Source organism: Ruegeria sp. HKCCA6837, assembly GCF_013034475.1.
GTDB lineage: Bacteria > Pseudomonadota > Alphaproteobacteria > Rhodobacterales > Rhodobacteraceae > Ruegeria.
In genome coordinates this window covers 105022-125777 of record NZ_WQGD01000008.1, presented here as the reverse complement: position 1 = coordinate 125777, position 20756 = coordinate 105022, and the positions used below count along the sequence as shown (strand labels likewise).

The following is a 20756-nucleotide window of genomic DNA, read 5'->3' as shown; positions in this document are numbered from 1 at the left end:
CGTTAACCCTATCTTAAACTAAGTAAAATTCCCATTGCGTTCACGCATTCTAAACTTGCGACACGCTTTCCATCTGCCTAATTCCATCTGTAAGAGCCCACCTAAGGGCCTGACCGATCTGCCTTTTCGCCCGGCCGCGCATTGGTATGAGAGGGTACAAAAACGAGAGAGCAGAAGAATGATGTCCAAGGTCAAAGGCACGTACGACCCCATCCCATCCGTTTTTGCGCCAGTCCCGGCTTCACCCGACGCAGCAGTCAGGCAACCTGACCCTGTGACTGGCCGAGAAGCGGTTGGATGGATGTGGCGCCCCTAAGCAACGAAACACTCCTCCCCTCCCCACTTCGGAGCGAAACAGTATCGGATTCACCTGTGTTTCCGCTGGTCGAACCCTATCGCGGACGGTCAGCCCGCCAACAGGCCATCGAAACCATAACGGACTTCGGCACACCAGAACTCATGTATCTGGGCGTTAACAAGGATACCATCGGGCGCGTTTCGGTTCGCAAAGAAGCGCATTGGCAATGCGGTCACCAGAAGTACATGAGCCTCAATGTCGATTTCTCGACCCGCCGCAAAAGACGGGTTGTTGTGATCGACATTGATGACCGGTGGGAAGATGACACCTGGAAGAAACTTGTAGACCTCATGCTGGATGGGGAGATCCCGACACCGGCCTTCGCCTGCACCCGCATGGTTTCAAAAGGCGGAGAACGCCGACCCACACGCGCTCATCTCATCTACCCGCTGCAATTCCCTGTCAATGAAGGAGACAGCAAGCAGAAGTTCTACATGGATGTCGTGTTGGAGCAGTTCTACGATGTCCTCGACAGCCACAGCATTCCTGTGGATCGGCGTCAAGGCGTAACGTTCAAGAACCCGGCCGCAAACACATGGGACGTCCACTTCTTCAACAATCACCGTCACAGCTTGAGAGTCTGGGCTGAGATGTTTTCGATCTCCGATCTGGAACAGGAAGAGAAGACGGCCATTAACCGCGCCCGATACAAGAAGAAAATGGCCCGACGTGCTGGCCGGGCGACCGGCATCACTGGAGATCGCAACCTGGATGTGTTCGAGCAGGCCCGGCACAAATATTATGCGGCTAAGTCCCGCTGTGTCTCTTATGAGCAGTTTCGTATTGTTGTGGCTGACATTGTACAGGAAACACATGATGCGTTGAATTTCCCGAGGGAGTTGTCTTCCAAAGAGCTATCTCAAATCACGAAATCCATCGCTGAATGGACGTGGTACAAGTATCAGGGCAGTGACTATTGTGATCGCAATCGCGGCGCCTGCTCAGACCTTCTCGAATACGGGATGGACCGACAGGATCGTCAGAGAATTGGAGCCGGCTACACACATGACAGGCGGGTTCAGAAAGCCATTGAAAAGATCAAGAAGGCCTACCACCAGCTTCTCGCCGCGGGAGAGCGGATTACCGTGCGCAGTCTGGCCGCTGCCGCCGGCGTTTCCGCAACAACCGTCCAGAAGTATCGCAAGCGCGTTGAAGACGGCTCAGAGCTCGCCTCGAAGGCCACCGCGTATGCGCACGAAGCCAGGAAACGTTTGTCCCAGACTTCTCAGATTGAACAGATGGAAACTGAAAACGCTACTTGTGGAGACCTGTATCGCGATGGTGCATCAGAGTATCCCCTCTGGGAAGACCTAAATGGCCACACAAAACACCAAAGCAATAGGACTCTTATAGAAGATGGCCCTGACACTCGAAACGACACCAGATCAAAACGGGCCAGGGTCAGGACAAGACCGGGCAGACCAAGAGCTCGCCCAAGAAAGCGGTCCCGTAAACCTGGAGTATTGCAATCTAATAGTGTTCACAGTTCTAATCCGGGCACGGTAACCAAATCCCATCAGCTGATTACAGTGCTCACCAATCTGGACTCCAAATCACCAATCCAAATCAGCAAGCTTACAAATGGGTGTCCTTCCAAAGGCAGCAGCAATGGACCATCAAGAGGGCGATCCCCGCCTTTGGCTGCCAATGCCTAGCGGCAAGAAAACAGAGAACTGTTTTAGGGAAGCTATTCCCTACACCCTTCTAATCAAATGCCCTAAGTCTTGTTCCCTGTCGCATCCTTCAACGTGGCCAGAGCGGCAACATGTCTTGGAAGATCGCAGCGGGAATGCAGGACGTCGATAATGATCACCGTATCCGGTTGATCCAGGTAGACGAGGAAGTGCTCCCCTGCCCTGACGTATCTGAGGTCCGCTGCCTCATCAACCAATACGGAGCAGCTCCGACTTGCCACCCTGCCCTCAGCTATAGCGTAGCACCGCGCGATCAGCTCCTGTTGGTAAAGATCGGCCTGGTGTGGTCCAAACCTGTCGATGGTCCACCGCGCGATATCCACCAAGCTCACCTCTGCGCGACGTGTCAGTCGAACGGCTTTGGTCACGTGTTAGATCGCGCCTGAGCAAAAGCACGTCGGATCGCATCCTCTCCCCTGCCCTCGGCAAGGTCGCCAGTCTGCGCCTGTGACAGACCCTCCTGCAATCCTTGTCTGATGGACTCCAGCCCGGCTTCCTCTCGCTCCAGAAGCCTAAGACCAGCGCGCAGCGCCTCACTGGCATTCTGATAGCGACCGGATGCAACCAGATTCTGCACCAGCTGATCCTGAGCGTCAGTAAGCACTACGTTACGGGTGACCATGGCGTCGACCTCCTTATTGGCAATATATGCCAACCGCTATAGTCTATCAATATCATGCGCCCTGCCCGATCATAAAACCTCGATCAATTTGCACTTTGTCGCCGAAAGTGGACTTAACCTGTTTGAACACCAACGCTTGGTTTTCGCCTAGGAAAATGGTTACCAAGGTCAAGCTATTGGTTACCTCACCCCTCAACAAATTTCTTACAGTTATTTGGAAGTTACTTTCTTTTCTATGAGGTAATGGGGAGAGCCCCGGAAATTTGCAATTGAACACCCACCCCGAATGCCAAACGGTCGCACGGTCTCCTGATAGACATTTTGAACCGGCAGTCCTTTACCTAACCGGAGTGATCCAAAACGAAGTAAGGGCCCATATCCATCAGATGAAAGGACCGGGTTTCGAAGTCCAAATCCGAGCGTTGACATAGCTGGGGGTTCTGAATATTCAATTAGGACGATGACTTATCAACCAACCATATCGATTTCGATATCCTGCTGAGTTTCAGCGGGTCCCACAATCGTGGGAGGGCATTGGTTGGGCATCGGATTTATATCCCGACACAAATGGCGCCAGATCTAGCGTGATTGCCGAGGGTTCAACTCCCTCCCCTCCTACCAACACATCAGGAGGAGTCTGACATGTCGGGCAGTGTTACGAATGCAATTGATTTCAGCGATCTTCAAAAGTCTATCGAAGGGAGTCTCGGCCGCACACCCGAGGGCTGGTCCGGCTTGGTTACGACACTCTTCACAGAGGTGAAAGAATACTGCGATCTGAAGGATGTCACCTACCCCACCATCCTCCAGATCAAAGAGAAACTCGGCGAGCTCCGCATCTATCATCGGTGTGATGATCGACACATCCAGTCGATGATCGCTGCGACGATTTCACGAGCAAATCGCACCTGTGAGCGATGCTCAAACGCTGCCGAGACCCAGCTGCTGGACGGCTGGCACACGACGCTTTGTTGTTGGTGCGCGCATAATATTGCGAGCAAGCGCCACCCTGAAAGGAAGAGGTTTTTTGGTGTTCGGAAAAAGCCTGTTCGGGATCGAATGACCTGTTTTGTTTGTGGCTGCTTCGGCCAGATCGACCGAACGGATGATCGGGGACGTTGCCCTGCATGTGTCAAGAAAGGGTGGTGAGGGATGCTCAAAATCGTTGTCTATGCAAACGAAAAAGAGATCGCCCGGGCCCATGCCGAGAACGTCAGCGATGACGTTAATGGGCTCTGCGACTACGAAGTGCGCGTGAGCGAAAGAGAGTCCGACCAGCTCGGTATCGAAGAGAAAGCAGTCCGCTTCGAGATCTCACAGCATGATCGCAAGCAGACCGTGTGGACTCTTGTTGAGAAGATCGCCACCATGTGGCTGGAGAAGACCGGTGCACGAGAGCCCCGCACTCAGGCTGATGACGTGGCGCGCGCATTCCTGGAGCTGAGGAAGGCCAAGTTTCTCGCCGGAAAAGCATCGCTGTCTGATCCGATCAGCAGCGCAGAGGAGTTCGACGCGCTCGTTGCTGACGTCGAGGTTGATCCACTGACTCGAGCTCTTCTGGCACTGCAAGAAGCAGAGATCGCATTGGGCCATGCAAAACTCTCTGGTCCGATTTCCGCAGATGAGATCAGAGCGCGCAAGGTGCATGAAGCGAGTAACAACGAATTGTTGTCGCAGATTCGGACGAGCATTCGCGAATTGGATGATCGCATCGCTGACGAAGAGAACGACAATGACCAGAACAATTGAGCCAGTTTTCTCGGAAACTAAAGATCCTAGATTCCTACGCCTGTCGTTTGCGATTCACGACAGTGAAAGCAATGTCGCGATCCCAATCAGACCTGAGGATTTCGGAGGTATCGAAGATCTCAACGATGAGGAGATCATGCGTGTTGTTAATGAGAAAGCTGACGCGGTGGCGCTGCTAAAGGATGGGTAATGTGAAACCGGTTGTTGATTGGAATGATATCTACGCGAGTGTTCGGAAGGAGCTTGGAGATCATCGCGCTGGCTGGGCTGACCAGCTCGCTCTGGTACTTGAAGATGTGAAGCGCAGTGTTGAGCGCCACCCGGATGTTTTTGGAGATGAGCTGCCGGATGTCCAGCAGATCAAGCAAAAACTCGGAGGCCTTCGTGTCTACACGCGAAAGTGTAATCAAAATCTCCTCGACGAGCTGGATGCGCGTATCGACGAGATCGAGAGGACTTACGAGAAATGTGGGAATGCGGCGCAGGTGCAGAGCATTCAGGGCTACCTGACGACCCTTTGTTGCTGGTGTTACAACGACTACCTCGAAGATCGATTTGAAGGGGCTGAAGCGAAGTGGCCGACAGATCTCAAGCTCGATATCGCAGATCGCTTCCCAGATCTGGTCAGCGCAGATACGGCGAGCCTGAAACCCTCAATCGGAGCAGGCTGGCTTGTATTGCTTGGGCAATTTCTCCAGGCGACGGAACATGTGGTCCGGAAAGCCTTCAAAGAACCATTTGTCGTGCAAATTACAGATGTGAAGATGAGCCGCGAGGGCTCAATCCACATCGATTTTAGTAAATTTGATCACTGCTTGGATCAGCTGCTCAGACGGATCGATCTGGATAGCAAACGCACATGTGCGAAATGCGGCCATAAAGGCGACATCGTCCGAAAAAAAGATAAGGCGAGCGTGCTATGTGCACACTGTGAAGGCCGTGGTGAATGGGATCCGTTCAATGAGTGACAAAAAAGATAATATCACCGCAGGATCAGGCAGCGTTTATACCGATATTGGGCTGCCAGAAACTGTTGTCAGTTTGGTGTTCTGCGACCTGCGCATCGTGGCCGTGAGAGGGCAATTCTACCCCATCGAGATCGCAGTTTTAAGAGTGGTAGATGACAAGCCTCGAACTTGGTCGTCTCGCATCTACCCTGCTCTGAACTGGTCAACACAAGTCTTAGATGCATCTCCAATCGATCTGTTGACAGCTCCAGCTGCTGAAGACGTAGCAAGGCAGGCTTTGGATCTCATCGACCAATGCTCCGCCGAATGGGTTTATTCAGATTCGTCTTCCACCTCCGGGCTGATAGAGCGCTTACTGGCTGAAGCAGAAGTCGGACAAATCTATAAGGTCGACGTGCTTCGGGCGGATCAGATCATGCAAGACGACACAGATCGACGCGCTATGAGAGAGCAACTGAAAGCACACAAGCGGACATCAGAAGTGCCCGCCGAGGAGGTAGAGCGGTTATGGAAATGTTTTAAGGCAGCACGATCTTGAAGTCTTAGTATGCCTACCCACTTTGACTGCTGGGCTTCTTGCGATCTAGAACCCACTCTGCACTCGACCAATCGAGCTGTGACATCATTTCCGGAACCGCGTTTGGGTCTATTTTCCGATTACAACCTGAGTTTCGGAGGACACTGCGGACGTACAAAAGGACTGCGCACATCGCGACGGAATTAAGGATGAGGCTGATCAACTCGGCTTTCATATTGTTATGGCACCGCCTTACACTGCTTGAGTCAAGCCCACAGACAAAAAGGCCATTAGCCTGTAGACTGTATCCAATTTCGGCAATTGGCTGACGCGGCAGCAAGTAAAACATCCAACTTTATAACTTTTTGCTCAGATTGGGATACAGCCAAGAGCACTCATTCCCGATCTTCGCGACGAATAACCGGTTCGAGCTAAGACCGGCCGATTCGAAGAATTTGATAGAATGCCTTTTGCAAAGTACTTTGCCGCAATCAGTGCCCGCTTTGATGGAGACGGTCACTTACTGGGCTCAGGATTCATAACCAGTAGATGACTGTTGCTGCGAGAGCGATTGCTGAGAGAAAGACCCTTGGGCGACGGTCATGGCTTGTCGCCGCGAGCCTCCAATCCTTGAGCCCACCGAAGGTGATCTCGATGCAGCTTCGCCGCCTGTATCTAGGCTTGTCGTAATTAGCCGGTGTCACGCGCTGTTTTTGACCGGTGATACACGCGCTTATCCCTTAGTCTTTCTAGGCGTCTCGGAACTAGTCGGCGTCATGCCGCAATCCGCGAGCAGACAGTCAACTTTTGAAAGCTGCAGAGCAACGCACGTGCGCCGAGATAATCGCTTACCTGTCCAGTGGTGACAAAGAGGTTCAAAGGTCGCCCATTGCCGCCGCAAATAGCATGGAAATTGGTATTCATGCTGCTCTTGGTTCTTCCGATTAGGTGTCCACCCCCCTTTTTACGCCCACACTGGACGCCGTGCGATGCGCCTTTAGATACTGGCTTCGATCATGACTGTCTTCTTTTCGCAGTACTCAGCTGCCAAGCCTGCCAAAATCCGCGCGAAGATACCTTTCTCTATTCAACGCTTACACCGGCTGCACAGCTTTTCCGGGGCTTTCGCGACCCCACTAGGGCCACAGTCCCCTTCAACTGTGTGGTGCGTATTCCTTGGGCGCGTCTCGCCGGCGCAACCCATTGTGATTGAGTAAGATAGTCCCATCTAACACCCGCAAGTCATCAACCCGAGACTTGCGGTTCGTCTTCTGGAAAAAACGGAAGTGCTTGGCCATCTGCTCGTTAGTCAGCTAAAAAGGTCGCTCATGTCACCGCTCCGTTTTGCGAGCCGTGAAAAACGCCGCGCCGCGAAAATCAATGCATCCTGACCCTAGCACTGCGCGTGCTTCAGGACTAGTTGCGAAGCCTGCCACCATTGGGATCGAACGGGGCTTCGGCCAGTACCCGCCCGGTATGCGGTTTACCAATGACCTGAATGATCACCTCATCCCCGGGTTTCGTCACCTCGGGGTTGCGGAACCCAATAGCCAATGATTTCCCGACTGAATAGCCAAACGCCCCAGACGTGACCCGGCCCACTGGCCTACCGTCAGGTGTAAAGATCGGCTCACTACCGGTCGCGTCCGCGTCCTCGGCCACGTCCAGTTCGAAGACGGACAAAACCTCGCGCGGGGCATTGTCCTTGATCGCCAAATAGGCATCCTTGTGCAGGAAGTCCTTGTCCAGTTTGATCAACCCCGCCAATCCAACTTCTTGCGGCCAATATTCCTGAGAATACTCCCGCCCCCAGGACCCATAGCCCTTTTCGATACGCAATGATCCCAGAGCACGCCCACCGACCGGGCCACCACCGCAGTCATTGGCAGCTTCCAGCAACGCGGTGTAAAGTGCGACCTGATCAGCCTCGGCGCAGTGCAGTTCCCAGCCCAGATCGCCGGTAAAACTAACACGGATGGCCAGGCAATCTATTCCTGCAACCGTGATTTTCTGGGATCGCATGAAACGGAATGCTTCATTGGACAAGTCCGCATTGGTCAGACGCGCCAGTGTCTCACGTGATTTCGGGCCTGCTATGTTGAACCCGGCGATACGATCAGTCGCGACCTCCAGTGTAGTTCCCTCGGGCATTTCGACCATTTGAAAGAAGCGTTGATGGTAACGTTCGGCCATTCCTGACCCGATCATCATGTATTCGTCTTCAGCTAGCTTGGTGATGGTAAAATCACCTGCCACGCCACCGCGAACCGAGATCAGAGGCGTCAGGCAACTGCGCCCAACTTCGGTTGGCACACGGTTGGCCACCAGACGGTCCAGCCAGTCATAAGCACCTGGCCCCTTGATCACGTAATTTGCAAAGTTCGAGATATCGATGATACCCACGCTGTTGCGCAGCATCTTTACCTCGCGCCCAACCGGATCGAACCAGTTTTGGCGGGTAAAGCCGATAGTCTCTTCAGTGTCGGGTTCGTCGGCAAACCATAGCGGGTGTTCCCAGCCGCAGTTCAGACCAAAGACGCAACCCATCTGCTTCTGCATCTCGTATGCGGGGCGCACGCGGGCCGGACGGCCGGCGCTGCGCTCTTCGTTGGGAAAGTGAATCTTGAAGCGATGGATGTAGGAATCCTGCACGCGCGCTTTGGTGAACTTCTTATCGGCCCAGTCGCCAAAACGGGCTAAATCCCAAGCAAACATGTCATATTGCGGCTCGCCCTCGATCATCCATTGCGCCGCCAAAAGGCCCAAACCGCCGGACTGCGAAAAACCGGGGATCAGACCGCCAATCAGGAAATAGTTCTTCAGCTCGGGCACCGGCCCCCACAACATGTTCGAGTCAGGCGACCAGATCATCGGCCCGTTGATGACTCGTTTTACACCGGCGGTTGCTGCGACCGGCACACGCTCTGTCGCGCGGATGACGTTTTCCATGATCCGGTCCAGATCGTCGGGAAACAGGTCATGCGCAAAGTCCAGAGGCGTGCCGTCTTCGGCCCAGAACTTCATGTCTCTTTCATAAGCACCAATCAGCAGCCCGTTGCCCTCCTGTCGGAAGTAATATTCGCCATCCCGGTCCGCGATCGAAGGCAAACGGCGGCCCAGATTGGCAACCTCATCAATGGCTTCGGTCACGAAATACTGGTGCTCGGTGGGTTGTAGCGGCAGGGTTAACCCCGCCAGTGCTGCCACTTCACGACCCCAAAGGCCCGCCGCGTTGACCACCCATTGCGTGTGAATGTCGCCTTTGGGCGTGTGCACGATCCAGCTGCCGTCCGCTTGTTGTTCGGTCCCCGTCACAGGGCAAAACCGTTCAATGGTAGCCCCCATGGCACGCGCTCCGGCGGCATAGGCATGGGGTACACCAGAAGGATCCACGTTGCCGCCATCGGGTTCATACATGATGCAGCGGATGTCATCGAACTGCGCCAGCGGATGCAGCTCTTTTGCTTTTTCACGGCTGACTTCGTGGAAGTTCAAACCGTAAAACCGCGCTTTCGCTTCTTGAAGGCGCAGCTGCTGCTCGCGTTCTTCAGTTTGGGCCAGATAAAGTGACCCGGGCTGGAACACACCGCAACTTTGACCGGTTTCCTTTTCCAGCTCTTTGTACAGGTTCATTGTGTAATGCTGGATACGGGTGATGTTGTTGTTGTCGTGCAGACCGTGAATGTTGGCCGCCGCATGCCAGGTTGAACCACTGGTCAATTCGTCCCGTTCCAGCAGGATGACATCGGTCCAACCAAGCTTGGCGAGGTGGTACAGAATCGAGGTGCCGGCAAGACCACCACCAATGATTACAGCTTGTGCATGGGTTTTCATGAACGGGTTTCCCTGGATACGGCGCGGCTCAGGCGGCGAATTCTTTCCTAGCGGCGAGGAATTTGGCAACCTCGACAGTTGAGTTGTGTTGGCACATCGAAACCCGCACGCAGGAGACGTAGCCCAACGGAGACAGAATATTTCCTGAAAAATGATCGATCCTGCGCAAACGGATGCGGATTTGATCTGGCCGGTCTTCGGGTATCTGGATCATGACAGATGGTGCTTTGTGTTGACTGCGCAGGGTATCGCGCAGAGCCTAAGACGGTTGTACCCTCAAGACATGCAAAAAAAACGGGCCCATTGTGGTCGAATTTTCTGCGCCAACCATAAGCCCCGGCTGGCATGGAAACGTGCAGGCGGCAAAGACAACGCAGGCCCAAGAGTGAGCCAATCAATCCATCGGGCTCTCTGTTTCGGTTGCCACTTTCAATAACCAGTTCTGGAACAGTCGAACCGCAGGCGTGGCATTGGCCTCTCGGAGATTGACATAATAAGCCCAAGGGCTTTCCAGATTCAGATCAAAGGGCTCAATCAGAAGCCCCCGCTCTACATAAGGTTGCGCCAACGACTTCGGGATCGCCACACACCCCAAGGATTTTGATGCAAGCTCAAGCGCCAGGTTCGAGACGTTGGTTCTTGGACCTTCATTCTGGCCAAGATTTTCAAGCCCGAACTCAGCGGCCACCTTGTCCCAATATGCCGAGCGACCCAGAATGTGGATCAGTTGCGCATCGTGTAATTGCTGGAGATCATTCAATGGTTGATTGCCCACGGTATAGCTCGGAGCGCAGACCACCGTCAGCTTTTCCACCCATAATCGTTCCAGACCTTCGGACGCGTCATCTATATGATTGATCGTAATCGAGATATCCGAAACATTTGGGTCCACATCCGTCCAGATGGTACCGTGTACAGTCACGGAAATATCCGGATGGCTTTCTGAAAATCCCTGAATGACGTTGGGCAGCCAATTTCCCGCCAGGCTAACAGGGCACGAGACGACCACGGTTTTGGTATGGGGCCGCAGCACAAGCGACTGGGTGGCAACGTCAATTTCCTGCAACGCGTGGCGCACTGAGGGCAAGTACGCTTTGCCAACATCCGTAAGGGACAGAGACCGGGGGTGGCGCACAAAGAGCGGGCGCTTCAGAAATTCTTCAAGCGACCGGACATGATTGCTGACAGCTGATTGCGTGCAGTTCAACTCTTCCGCAGCACTTGTAAAACTAAGATGGCGGGCAGCGGCCTCGAAAGAACGCAGAAACGACAGGTGCGGCAGATTCATCATATGCAAATGTCCCGGGCGATCCACCTGTCGAGTATGGCGTAACTGACCCGGCCTCTTGTTCTTTTGCGACACAAAGACTGTTACGTAAGCGACATGTTTGACTTTGGATCCACAAAAATTCCTGTACCATTGCCCAAAGATTGTTTTCGTGCCGCACAAGTGAATTGGCCTACCATTCCCACTAAGACCGGTAACAGACTTCAATTGCAAGCAGGCAAAACGTGGCGGACCGATTTCAGAAAATTGCTCACTTTACCCTTGAAACACGCGCCGAGGATATCCCGGATAGCACACTAAGGGCCGCGGCCCGGATGACGCTGGACACATTGGGTATCACAATCGGTTCCGGGCCCATGTCAGCCGGAGTAATTGCGCGCGAAAGTGCGATGGCATTGTACGGTGCGGGTGACACGGCGTACAGCGCGCGCATGATGTTTGATGGTCGTCGGGTCAGCGCCGCAGGTGCAGCTTATGCCGCCGCAACTCAGACAGACAATTTGGACGGCCATGACGGGTACAACCCAACAAAGGGCCATATTGGTGTCGTGGTCATTCCCGCACTGGCCGCAGTGGCGGAAACGATAAGAGATTTCTCGGGCCCCGAGGCACTGGCAGCAGTTACAGTCGGCTATGAGATCGCCGGACGGGCCGGGGTTTCGCTGCACAACACCGTCAGCGACTACCATACCTCGGGCGCGTGGAACGCCTTGGGCGTTGTGGCCGTCGCTGCGCGTTTGCGTGGGCTGAGTGAGGACCAGATGCGGCAGGCCATGGGGATCGCTGAGTACCACGGCCCCCGCAGCCAGATGATGCGTGAAATCGCCAATCCTACTATGTTGCATGACGGTTCTGGCTGGGGGGCACTGGTCGGGATCTCTTCGGTGGTATTGGCCGAAAAAGGCTTTACCGGCGCACCCGCCATCACCATCGAAGCGGACGATGTCGAGCCATATTGGACGGATCTGGGCCAGTTCTGGCAGATGGAGCATCAATATGTGAAGCCCTATCCGATCTGCCGGTGGGCGCACGCCCCCATCGACGCCACCCGCGCCTTGATGCGGGATCATAGTCTGTCGCACAATGATATTGCGTCGATCCGGGTCAATACCTTCCATGAAAGCGCCTGCTTGTTTCAGGAGATGCCAGACGACACATCAAAAGCGCAGTATTCTCTGCCTTTTGCCGTCGCCACCATTGCCGCCTACGGGCGGATAGGCGTCGAACACATCACTGGGGCCGGGTTGTCGGACCCTCTGGTCGCGTCGATTGTGGATCGTATTTCCGTTTGTGAAACCGAACGACACTCCAGTCGTTTCCCGAAAAACCGAATGGCAGATGTATCCATTACACTAAAAGACGGGCGGGTTCTTGAATCGGGCGATGTTCACGCCCGAGGGGGCCCGGAGTCGCCCATGGAAGATGCGGAAGTGGACGAAAAGTTCATGGAATTTGCTGCCCCTTCCCTGGGCAGCGCCCGCGCATCAGCCATCCGCGATGCCGTGTGGGGACTGTGCCAGCCGGGGTCCAAGTTCTCGCACTTTGCCGCGCTGCTCTATGATGCACCGAAAACATAGTCGAGGCTTTCTTTATGCTGTTGATGGTGGAATGGGCACGACGTTTGGATGTCGATGTGTTGAACTTCGCCTTTGCGGTTTCGGGATTTAGCATCGCCGAACCGAAAGCCCGTCAGGTGGTCTAGGAAGCGAAGAAAGAGACTGCACTGTGAAATCTCCCATTTCCATTTTGCATACCGACAATCCCGTTGCTTCCAAGGCCCTGCTGGCTGCCCGTCACCCCGAACGAGGATACTGACATGGCACGAGAAAGACGCAGCGCGCGGGGAGGCGGTCGACGCGGCAAAAGTGATCGCAGCAGTGCGGCAATTCAGCAGCTGCCCTGGCAGGCTGTAGTCAACACCTCGCCCAAAATGGAACTGCTGAGCGAAGAGCAACTGGATCAGCTGCACGCCACTTCGATGCGTATCCTCTCTGAAGCAGGCATTCGTGTCATGGGTGAAAACGTCTTGGCCCTTTTTGAACAGGCCGGAGCGTTGGTAGACCGAGACACCAAAACCATTAGGATTGACGAAAGCATCGTTAACGAGGCACTGAAAACCGTCCCGAAGACTTTTACCCTAACCGGGCGCAACCCGGACAAGAGGATCACTTTGGGTGACGACCACGTCAATTTTGGCCTCGTCGCCGGTCCCCCGAATGTACACGACTGCATCAACGGGCGACGTCCGGGCAACTATGAAGACTATTGCAACTTCATCAAGCTGGCGCATCACTTTAACGCCATCCATCTGATCGGAAATCAGGTGACCGCGCCGCAGGAAATGCCGGCCAATAACCGGCATCTGGATACCTACAACGCAAACCTCAGCTATTGCGACCTCAGTTTTCACGCCACAGCGATTGGCCGAGGGCGGGCGATAGATGGCATCAACATGATGGCCATCGCTCGGGGAATCTCGTTGGATCAGATGCGCGCCGACCCGGGGCTGATAACCATCATTTCCGTGAACTCGCCCCGCCTGTTTGACGACGCGATGGGCGACGGCCTGATCGCAATGGCCGAGCACGGCCAGCCGGTGACGATCACACCCTTCACTTTGATGGGCGCAATGACCCCTGTCACCCTGCCCGCCGCTTTGGCCCAGCAAAATGCTGAAGCGCTGTTTGGTGTGACCCTGACCCAATTGGTCAATCCCGGGACGCCGGTGATGTATGGTGCGTTCACGTCGAATGTGGACATGCGCTCGGGTGCGCCTGCCTTTGGAACACCAGAAAACACCAAGGCCAACATGATCAGCGGTCAGCTGACCCGCCGTTATGGCATTCCCTATCGAACTTCGAACGCTAACGCCTCGAACGTGGTCGATTTGCAGGCAGCCTATGAGACGATGATGGCCACCTGGGGCGCGGTTCTGGGTGGGGCCAATTTGGTCTATCATGCTGCCGGTTGGCTCGAAGGCGGCCTGACCGCGTCTTATGAGAAACTCGTGATGGATGTGGAAATCCTGCAAAACATGATGGAGTATCTGAAACCACTGAAGTTCGACGAAAGCGAGTTGGCGCTGGACGCGATCAAAGATGTGCCCACTGGTGGCCATTTCTTTGGCTCTGAACACACGATGGAACGCTATGAAACTGCATTTTATGCTCCCATGCTGTCCGACTGGCAAAACCATGGCGCGTGGGAAGCTGCGGGGTCCAAGACCGCGCTGAACCGGGCGACGGAAATCTGGCAGCAGGCTTTGCGCGAATACGAAGAACCGGTAATGGACCCCGCGATCCGTGAGGAGTTGGACGCTTATATTGCCAAGCGCAAAGAAGAAATCGGTTCCGACGAGCCCTAAAGAAAAGGCCGGGTTATCAGCCCGGCCTTTGTTTACAACAGGTCGAACAAGCGCCCCGGCAGTTTTCTTTGTCGGGGCAAGCCCAAAGCCCGCATCAGCGCAAACATCATGGCCTGATTGGACGTCACCACGGGTTTGCCCAGCGTGGCTTCGATCCGGTCAACGGCCTCGACCGCGCGCATGTCGGTACAGCTGAGCACGATGGCTTCGGCTTCGGTGTGGTCAGCCTGACAGGCCAGATTGAACACCTCGTCGGGGGTTAGTTCACCCTGTCCGTAATTCCCAAGCTCACGACCAATATCAGCGCATTTGACTGTTGTGATCTGGTTTTTCGCCAGAAAATCAACTGCCTGCGAGTTAATCTCGCCCAGATAGGGTGACGAGAACCCCACTTTGGTTACGCCCAAAGCCTTGATTGCATGGATCAATGATCCGGCGGCGGTAAAAGACAGTGCGCCTGACCCTGCCTTAATGTCCTGTGCCAATTGCTCATCAAATGACGGGCCGTGTGTCAGAGTGGCAGACGTGCAGCCATAGAGCACCACATCAGGCCGCACACCTGCTATCATCTTCAGATCATGGCTGATGTCCGAAGCCCCAAGACCCGCCATTTGATCCGAGCCCGGAATTTCATCGACGTCATACCCGCCCATGCGCTGGAAATGCACGGTCGTGTCCGGGCAACGCATCAGCATCATGTCTGCCTCAAGGTTGGTGTTGGTGAACGGCACCAGCACACCGATCTTGGCCCGTGTTCGGGTCTCATGGGTCATGACGTCACCTCTTTCAAAACGGTCAGGCACCGATCCATTACGGGTTCTTCACAAATGGTGGCGCGCAGACAATCGCCCAGACCATAGCCCCCCATGCCGCGCATCAGTAACCCTTGGGCACGCAGGGCAGCATCTGCCTTTTGCGCCATCTCCACGTCGGCAAAACGGATCAACACGAAATTCGTATGGCTCAGCGCAACCGCCAGCCCCAGAGCGCAGCACCCATTGGCAAACTGATCCCGAATGGCAGCGGTTTTGGAAACCGTATCCAGCATATGATCCTGATCCCGCATCGCTGCGGTCGCCATGGCCTGCGAAGGGATCGAGACATTGTTCGGGTTCAACAGCTTCCGCACCTCACCGGCGATAGAGTCGGGGAACAGACCCCAACCCACGCGCGCGCCCGCCAATCCGTAGGCCTTGGAAAAGGTTCGCATGACCACAGTGTCGCCGCGATCTACCAGCGCGAAGACTTCGTCCGGGTTTTGATCCTGATCGGCGAACTCGGCATAGGCCTGGTCGACCACCAACAACACGTCCGCCGGCAACGCGTTGCGCAGGCGCAGAATTTCGGCATTCGGGATCAGAGTCCCGGTGGGGTTGCCCGGGTTACAGACAAAAGCAATCCGCGTTTGAGGCGTGACAGCGGCCAATATGTCATCAACCGAAACGGTCAAATCCACCTCGCGCGCTTTCACGTAATCGGCCTGCACTTGCGCCGTTGCAGAAGCAACGTAAGCATAGCCATAATCCGTGCCCAGCACCCGATCGCCCGGCCCGGCGAATGCCCGGATCAGGCATCCGATCAACTCCATCGATCCCGCGCCGCACAGGATGTTCCCGGCCTCAACACCATGGGTTTCAGAAATTGCACTGCGCAGCTCTGGCCAGTCTGGGTCGGGGTAAAGTGGCATTTGATCCAACGCCGCCTGCCCTGCCGCAACAGCCGCGGGACTGGCGGGAAAGGCACTTTCGTTTTGGGCCAGAGACACGGTCTCGGGCCCACCCAAATCCGCCAGCGCGTAAGCTGCCATCTGGCGGACATGCTCGACTGCGCGGATCATGATGACGTGTCTCCATAGGCTTTCGCGCCTGCTTCGGTCACAAGGCCGCGTTTGAGATCCAGCGCCAAGGCCTTTGGATCCCGTTCTGACGGATCGCCAAAGCCTCCACCGCCCGGCGTGTCGAAGATCAGGTAATCATCGCCCTCCACCCGCAGTTCTCCTTTGCCGGGTATATCGTCGTTGCCATCGCGGAACCGGATGCGCCCCGGGGCACCGGGCTGGCCGCCCATTCGGCCCAAGGCTGGGAACTTCAGACGCTCGACCGAGAGGAAAACGATGAAAGGCGCGTTATTGGACGAGGTCATCTCAATCCTTTGTCCGAGACCTCCGCGATATTTACCCGCTCCACCTGAATCCGGCAGCAGTTCCCGCCGCCACATCACGACTGGTGCGACGCTTTCAGTGATCTCGACTTGCGAACCGAACACACCAGAAGGATATGCAGTTGCAGACAATCCGTCTGCGTGGGGTCGCGCGCCGGTGCCACCATTGTGGACTGGTTCGATCGCAAATTCCCGCCCTCCATTGGCCGCCACTTCGGGCGCATGACGCATGGGCAGATCGAACATGCACGATGCACCCTCGGCGGGAACCTGATCCGGCAGTGCCTGGTGCAAGCACCCCAGGACCAAATCCGGTGTCACCTGTCCCAGCGTATGGCGCATCGCAACCGGCACCGGGCGTTGCGCATTCAGGATGCAGCCCTTTGGTCCATCGACTGTGAAGGGCTCTAGCGAGCCAGCATTGTTCGGAGTGTCCGGGCCAACGATGCAGCGCAAGGCAAACACCGTGTAAGCCGTTGCATAGTTCAAAGGAACGTTGATACCTTTTTTCGAACAGCCCGATGTGCCGGTGAAATCCACGTGCATCCCGTCCTTGGTAACGGTCAGCGTGGCGTGCAACTCCAACTCATTCTCGTAGCCATCCATCCGCAGAACGTTCTTATAGACGCCTTCGGGCACCTCGGCGATGGCCTCCAGCGCGCCTTTACGCGAAGTGTCGATGATATAGCAGCCCAAAGTGTCCAGATCGTCGATCACGAACTCGTCCATCATTGCAACCAACCGGTTCACCCCGGCCTCACAACAAGCGATCAGGGCATAAATGTCGCCCTCGTTGGCAATGGGTTCGCGCGAGTTGGCACGGATGATGTCCATCAACAGCGCGTTGGGCGTGCCTTCTTCAACCAGTTTGCAGGGCGGGATCAACAGGCCCTCGTCATAGATGTCCGACCCCTCGGGGCCCATACCCAAACCGCCCAGATCCACCAGATGCGAGGTGCAGGAGGTAAAACCAACAACCTTGCCATCCTTGAACGCTGGCATCATCAGCAGGAAGTCGTTCAGGTGCCCCGAAGCCAGCCAGGGGTCATTGGTCATATAGATGTCGCCGGGTTTCATGTCCTGCACCGCAAATCGCTCGCGCAGGTGAAGAACGGCTTCGGCCATAGTGTTGATATGGCCAGGCGTACCGGTCACGGCCTGCGCCAGCATACGGCCATTGACGTCAAAGATACCGGCGGAAATGTCGCCACATTCGCGTACAATGGGCGAGAAGGCGGCACGGATCAGAGTCTGACCCTGTTCCTCGACCACCGCAAGCAGGCGGTTCCACATCACTTGCAAGCGGGCAGGAGAGAGTTTTGGGGAAAGCTCAGCGCTCATTTTGCGCCTCCTTTCTGATCCTGAATCAAGACAAGATTACCAATGGCGTCCAAATGGGCCGAGAAATCGGCAGAGACCAGCGTCGTCGTTTGCGGTTCATGAATCAGCGCTGGTCCCCGAACGCGGTCACCGGGTTTCAAATCAGCGCGGGCGACAAAAGCTGCGTCCTTCGCAGTTCCATCTACGTCGCACGTGACGGGTCGCGTTTCAGAGACTTTAAACACAGAAGGTTCAGGCGTTTCCGGAACTGGTGGAACGGAACGTTCCGGGGTGGCGACACGAACAGCCCAATTGAGAATCTCGATCTGCATACCCGGGACGGGGCGCGAGAATTGCTTGCGGTATTCTTCCTCAAACGCGGCGGTCAAAGGCGCGATATCCTCGGGCGACAGCGCGCGATCCGGTAATGAGATTTCGATCTCGTGCCCTTGTCCGTTGTAACGCATAAAGGCAGTGCGTAGGACTTCGGTCGGCGCATCACCTGCGCCTTGGGCGACAACCTCTTTTGCCTCGGCAATCATTGTGTCGAACAGAGCATTCACATCGTCCATATCCATGCTGTCTAGCAAAGAATAGCGAGAGCGGACGATCTCAAACGACACAGACGCAAACAGGAAACCAACTGCGGATCCGACCCCCGGATTGGGTGGGATCACGATACGCGACACACCGGCAGAGCGCGCAACCCGGCTGGCGTGCAGCGGCCCATTGCCACCAAAGGCAATCATCGTGCGCGGACCCAGATCTTTGCCACTTTCTACGGCATGCATTCGCCCCGCGCTGGCCATGCTCTCATCCACGATCCGACTGACTCCATCTGCGGACCCAATCGCATCCAGGTTCAACCTCTCACCAATCACGCGTTTCAGAGCCGCCTTTGAGCCCTTGGGGTCGAGCTTGATATGCCCCTCGGCAAATGTGTCCGGGACAATGTAGCCGAGTGTGATGTCGCTGTCGGTGACTGTCGGTTCTGTGCCACCGCGCATGAAGGCAACCGGCCCGGGTTCCGATCCGGCCGACTTCGGGCCAACGGTCAGGCGCCCCAGCCGATCGACGCCTGCAATCGAACCGCCGCCCGCACCGATTTCAATCATCTCGATCACCGGAATACGCACAGGCATGCCCGAACCTTTGATGAACCGCGCGGCGCGCGCGATTTCAAAGGATCTGGAGGTCTGAGGGCGCGCCTTGTCGATCAGACAAAGCTTGGCTGTGGTACCGCCTACGTCAAACGACAACACTTGGTCCAACCCGGACCGCGCCGCAATCCTAGCAGCCAGAATGGCTCCACCCGCCGGCCCGGATTCAACCAGCCGGATGGGGAAGCGTGCCGCGGTTTCCACTGTGCACATCCCTCCGCCCGCAGTCATCATCAGGATTGGGCAATTCACACCCTGAGCTGCAAACTGCTTAATAAACCGGCTCAGGTATGACTCCATCAGCGGCTGAATATACGCGTTCGCGACTGTGGTGCAGAGCCTGTCGAATTCTCGCGCTTCGGGGCTGACGTCGGACGAAATCGAGATTGTAAGATCAGGACGATGCTCGGCCAGAATATCGCGCAAGCGTTGTTCATGCGTGGGGTTGGCATAAGAGTGTATAAGGCAGATCGCCACCGCCTCTGCCCCGCTGGCGTCAAGTTCAGCCAGCAAGCGTTTTACTTGTGTCTCATCCAAAGCGACCAGGACCTCCCCTTCAGCCGACATACGTTCGCGGATCACAAAAGACCGTTCCCGCGGGACCAGAAGATTAGGTTTCTCCAAATTGATGTCGTACTGGGAATAGCGTCGCTCGTACCCGATATCGAGGATATCTCGGAACCCTTCGGTGCAAATCGTGGCTACAACCGCTCCACGCCGTTCAATCAGCGCGTTGGTCGCAAGTGTGGTTCCGTGGATAAACCCGGTGACCTCCATCAGTGACCAACCCGACTGCGCCATGACGCGTTCGGCGCCTTCCATGGCGCCTTCGGCGGGATTTTGATGCGTGGTCAGGGTTTTCGTTGACGCAAGTATCGTCTCATCCCCAGAGACCAGAACTGTGTCAGTAAACGTGCCACCAATATCGATGGCCAGGCGTAACGCGGTTGTCATTTGGTATTCCGTTGTCGTCTGAAATCATGCCGTCAGTACGCCCCACAAGGCGATTACTGGCGCGGCGTTACCAGATCACACCCGGTCGCACGGCGATCTAGTCGATTAGGAATACAAAACCGAGTCATAGTGTTTTGTCTCGTATCGACGAAGAGCATGCTAGCAAGTTTGCGACATGCGCGACCGCCAGCGACACAAACATTTTCACGTCATGAGCGTCAGCTTACATCCATCTCGCGCGCTTGGTGAGTTGGAGTCGCGACCAGGTTGTCGGCAAGCAAGTCATCAACAAAAAGGCTCAAAAGTTGAAGTCGGCCTGATACTCCGGCCTTTCGGTAAATTGAAGCACATTGTGCCTTGATCGTACCTTGTTTCGTGTCCCGGATTTTGGCGATTTCCGCAATCGCAAATCCCTTGATTGCCAGAATAGCGACATCCCGCTCTGCCTGCGTCAATGACCATGACTGAAACCGCGCCTCAAGCACCTCACCGAACGCGCCTGAGGCGACTTTCATTTGATCCTCAAGCTTGGACTGACGGTTCAGCATGCTGCGTAGCTCGAAGGTGGTGAAGGCCAAACCACCAATCAGTGCAACCGTAACCAAAAGTTCAACAAGATCACTTTCCGCCAGAAAGAACGAGGAATTGGGCCAGAAATCCAACACGATATCCAAAAGAAAATAAACGCTGCAAAGAGCTTGCACCGCGAATAAGGACCATAAGAGTGTGGCACGTGTCATAGTTTGGCTTTCGGTTTGTGCGGGGCGC

At 55.4% G+C, this 20756-nt stretch carries 17 protein-coding genes and 1 pseudogene; 8 read left to right on the top strand and 10 right to left on the bottom strand.

Translation table 11 applies throughout. From position 1 onward, the window contains the following. Positions 1-372 precede the first annotated feature (372 nt). Entirely contained in the window at positions 373-2013 is a 1641-nt protein-coding gene (locus tag GOV91_RS12990) for a hypothetical protein (protein ID WP_171235827.1), read from the top strand. A gap of 62 nt (positions 2014-2075) precedes the next feature. Here GOV91_RS12990 and GOV91_RS12985 read toward each other — a convergent pair whose 3' ends face one another. Beyond that, positions 2076-2420 (bottom strand): type II toxin-antitoxin system RelE/ParE family toxin, encoded by a 345-nt coding sequence (locus GOV91_RS12985; RefSeq protein ID WP_171235826.1) that lies wholly within the window; start codon positions 2418-2420, stop codon positions 2076-2078. Beyond that, positions 2417-2674, bottom strand: coding sequence for a type II toxin-antitoxin system ParD family antitoxin (locus tag GOV91_RS12980; RefSeq protein WP_170572881.1), 258 nt, complete (start codon positions 2672-2674; stop codon positions 2417-2419). The genes GOV91_RS12985 and GOV91_RS12980 overlap by 4 nt, the downstream gene beginning before the upstream one ends. 642 nt (positions 2675-3316) lie before the next feature. Between GOV91_RS12980 and GOV91_RS12975 the strand changes: the two genes are divergently transcribed. From GOV91_RS12975 to GOV91_RS12955, 5 genes are read left to right on the top strand one after another with little or no spacing between them, the layout of a single operon-like run. After that, positions 3317-3823 (top strand): hypothetical protein, encoded by a 507-nt coding sequence (locus GOV91_RS12975; protein ID WP_171235825.1) that lies wholly within the window; start codon positions 3317-3319, stop codon positions 3821-3823. Between the two features lie 3 nt (positions 3824-3826). After that, complete coding sequence (locus GOV91_RS12970; protein ID WP_171235824.1) at positions 3827-4423, top strand: hypothetical protein; 597 nt, start codon at positions 3827-3829, stop codon at positions 4421-4423. Further along, positions 4407-4613: a hypothetical protein gene (locus GOV91_RS12965; protein ID WP_171235823.1), complete on the top strand. Its 207-nt coding sequence runs from the start codon at positions 4407-4409 to the stop codon at positions 4611-4613. The genes GOV91_RS12970 and GOV91_RS12965 overlap by 17 nt, the downstream gene beginning before the upstream one ends. 1 nt (position 4614) lies before the next feature. Continuing rightward, the gene (locus GOV91_RS12960) at positions 4615-5391 is read left to right on the top strand and encodes a hypothetical protein (RefSeq protein ID WP_171235822.1); all 777 of its coding nucleotides are present in this window, start codon (positions 4615-4617) and stop codon (positions 5389-5391) included. Then, positions 5384-5929, top strand: a complete 546-nt coding sequence (locus tag GOV91_RS12955; RefSeq protein ID WP_171235821.1) for a hypothetical protein — start codon at positions 5384-5386, stop codon at positions 5927-5929. Before GOV91_RS12960 ends, GOV91_RS12955 begins: the two co-directional genes overlap by 8 nt. 515 nt (positions 5930-6444) lie before the next feature. Here GOV91_RS12955 and GOV91_RS12950 read toward each other — a convergent pair. The 3 genes and pseudogenes from GOV91_RS12950 to GOV91_RS12940 all read right to left on the bottom strand — a co-directional run bounded on the left by GOV91_RS12950 (position 6445) and on the right by GOV91_RS12940 (position 11033). Then, positions 6445-7238 (bottom strand): annotated as a pseudogene (locus GOV91_RS12950) (IS5 family transposase). 86 nt (positions 7239-7324) lie between these two features. Further along, positions 7325-9742 carry an FAD-dependent oxidoreductase gene (locus GOV91_RS12945; protein ID WP_171176680.1) on the bottom strand — a complete coding sequence of 806 codons (2418 nt, stop codon included), beginning with the start codon at positions 9740-9742 and terminating at the stop codon, positions 7325-7327. A gap of 394 nt (positions 9743-10136) precedes the next feature. After that, complete coding sequence (locus tag GOV91_RS12940) at positions 10137-11033, bottom strand: LysR substrate-binding domain-containing protein (RefSeq protein ID WP_171235820.1); 897 nt, start codon at positions 11031-11033, stop codon at positions 10137-10139. A gap of 221 nt (positions 11034-11254) precedes the next feature. Here GOV91_RS12940 and GOV91_RS12935 point away from each other — a divergent pair, with 221 nt between their 5' ends. Next, entirely contained in the window at positions 11255-12607 is a 1353-nt protein-coding gene (locus GOV91_RS12935; RefSeq protein WP_171235819.1) for an MmgE/PrpD family protein, read from the top strand. A 239-nt stretch (positions 12608-12846) separates the two neighbouring features. After that, positions 12847-14394 carry a trimethylamine methyltransferase family protein gene (locus GOV91_RS12930; protein WP_171235818.1) on the top strand — a complete coding sequence of 516 codons (1548 nt, stop codon included), beginning with the start codon at positions 12847-12849 and terminating at the stop codon, positions 14392-14394. 32 nt (positions 14395-14426) lie between these two features. On the opposite strand, the gene GOV91_RS12925 is transcribed toward GOV91_RS12930, so the two are convergent. The 5 genes from GOV91_RS12925 to GOV91_RS12905 all read right to left on the bottom strand — a co-directional run bounded on the left by GOV91_RS12925 (position 14427) and on the right by GOV91_RS12905 (position 20728). After that, on the bottom strand, positions 14427-15167 hold the full coding sequence (locus GOV91_RS12925; RefSeq protein ID WP_171235817.1) for an Asp/Glu racemase: 741 nt from the start codon (positions 15165-15167) through the stop codon (positions 14427-14429). Next, complete coding sequence (locus GOV91_RS12920; RefSeq protein WP_171235816.1) at positions 15164-16231, bottom strand: histidinol-phosphate transaminase; 1068 nt, start codon at positions 16229-16231, stop codon at positions 15164-15166. Before GOV91_RS12920 ends, GOV91_RS12925 begins: the two co-directional genes overlap by 4 nt. Beyond that, positions 16228-17895, bottom strand: a complete 1668-nt coding sequence (locus tag GOV91_RS12915; protein ID WP_171235815.1) for a hydantoinase B/oxoprolinase family protein — start codon at positions 17893-17895, stop codon at positions 16228-16230. Before GOV91_RS12915 ends, GOV91_RS12920 begins: the two co-directional genes overlap by 4 nt. Next, positions 17892-19988: a hydantoinase/oxoprolinase family protein gene (locus GOV91_RS12910; RefSeq protein ID WP_171235814.1), complete on the bottom strand. Its 2097-nt coding sequence runs from the start codon at positions 19986-19988 to the stop codon at positions 17892-17894. The genes GOV91_RS12915 and GOV91_RS12910 overlap by 4 nt, the downstream gene beginning before the upstream one ends. Positions 19989-20206: 218 nt before the next feature. After that, entirely contained in the window at positions 20207-20728 is a 522-nt protein-coding gene (locus GOV91_RS12905; protein ID WP_171235813.1) for a LuxR C-terminal-related transcriptional regulator, read from the bottom strand. Between the last annotated feature and the right edge of the window lie 28 nt (positions 20729-20756).

Bases quoted from the DNA above. Each gene is read 5' to 3' on its own strand.
- GOV91_RS12980 (WP_170572881.1), bottom strand. From the start codon at position 2,674: ATGGTCACCCGTAACGTAGTGCTTACTGACGCTCAGGATCAGCTGGTG.
- GOV91_RS12975 (WP_171235825.1), top strand. From the start codon at position 3,317: ATGTCGGGCAGTGTTACGAATGCAATTGATTTCAGCGATCTTCAAAAG.
- GOV91_RS12970 (WP_171235824.1), top strand. From the start codon at position 3,827: ATGCTCAAAATCGTTGTCTATGCAAACGAAAAAGAGATCGCCCGGGCC.
- GOV91_RS12965 (WP_171235823.1), top strand. From the start codon at position 4,407: ATGACCAGAACAATTGAGCCAGTTTTCTCGGAAACTAAAGATCCTAGA.
- GOV91_RS12955 (WP_171235821.1), top strand. From the start codon at position 5,384: ATGAGTGACAAAAAAGATAATATCACCGCAGGATCAGGCAGCGTTTAT.
- GOV91_RS12945 (WP_171176680.1), bottom strand. From the start codon at position 9,742: ATGAAAACCCATGCACAAGCTGTAATCATTGGTGGTGGTCTTGCCGGC.
- GOV91_RS12940 (WP_171235820.1), bottom strand. From the start codon at position 11,033: ATGATGAATCTGCCGCACCTGTCGTTTCTGCGTTCTTTCGAGGCCGCT.
- GOV91_RS12930 (WP_171235818.1), top strand. From the start codon at position 12,847: ATGGCACGAGAAAGACGCAGCGCGCGGGGAGGCGGTCGACGCGGCAAA.
- GOV91_RS12925 (WP_171235817.1), bottom strand. From the start codon at position 15,167: ATGACCCATGAGACCCGAACACGGGCCAAGATCGGTGTGCTGGTGCCG.
- GOV91_RS12920 (WP_171235816.1), bottom strand. From the start codon at position 16,231: ATGATCCGCGCAGTCGAGCATGTCCGCCAGATGGCAGCTTACGCGCTG.
- GOV91_RS12915 (WP_171235815.1), bottom strand. From the start codon at position 17,895: ATGAGCGCTGAGCTTTCCCCAAAACTCTCTCCTGCCCGCTTGCAAGTG.
- GOV91_RS12910 (WP_171235814.1), bottom strand. From the start codon at position 19,988: ATGACAACCGCGTTACGCCTGGCCATCGATATTGGTGGCACGTTTACT.
- GOV91_RS12905 (WP_171235813.1), bottom strand. From the start codon at position 20,728: ATGACACGTGCCACACTCTTATGGTCCTTATTCGCGGTGCAAGCTCTT.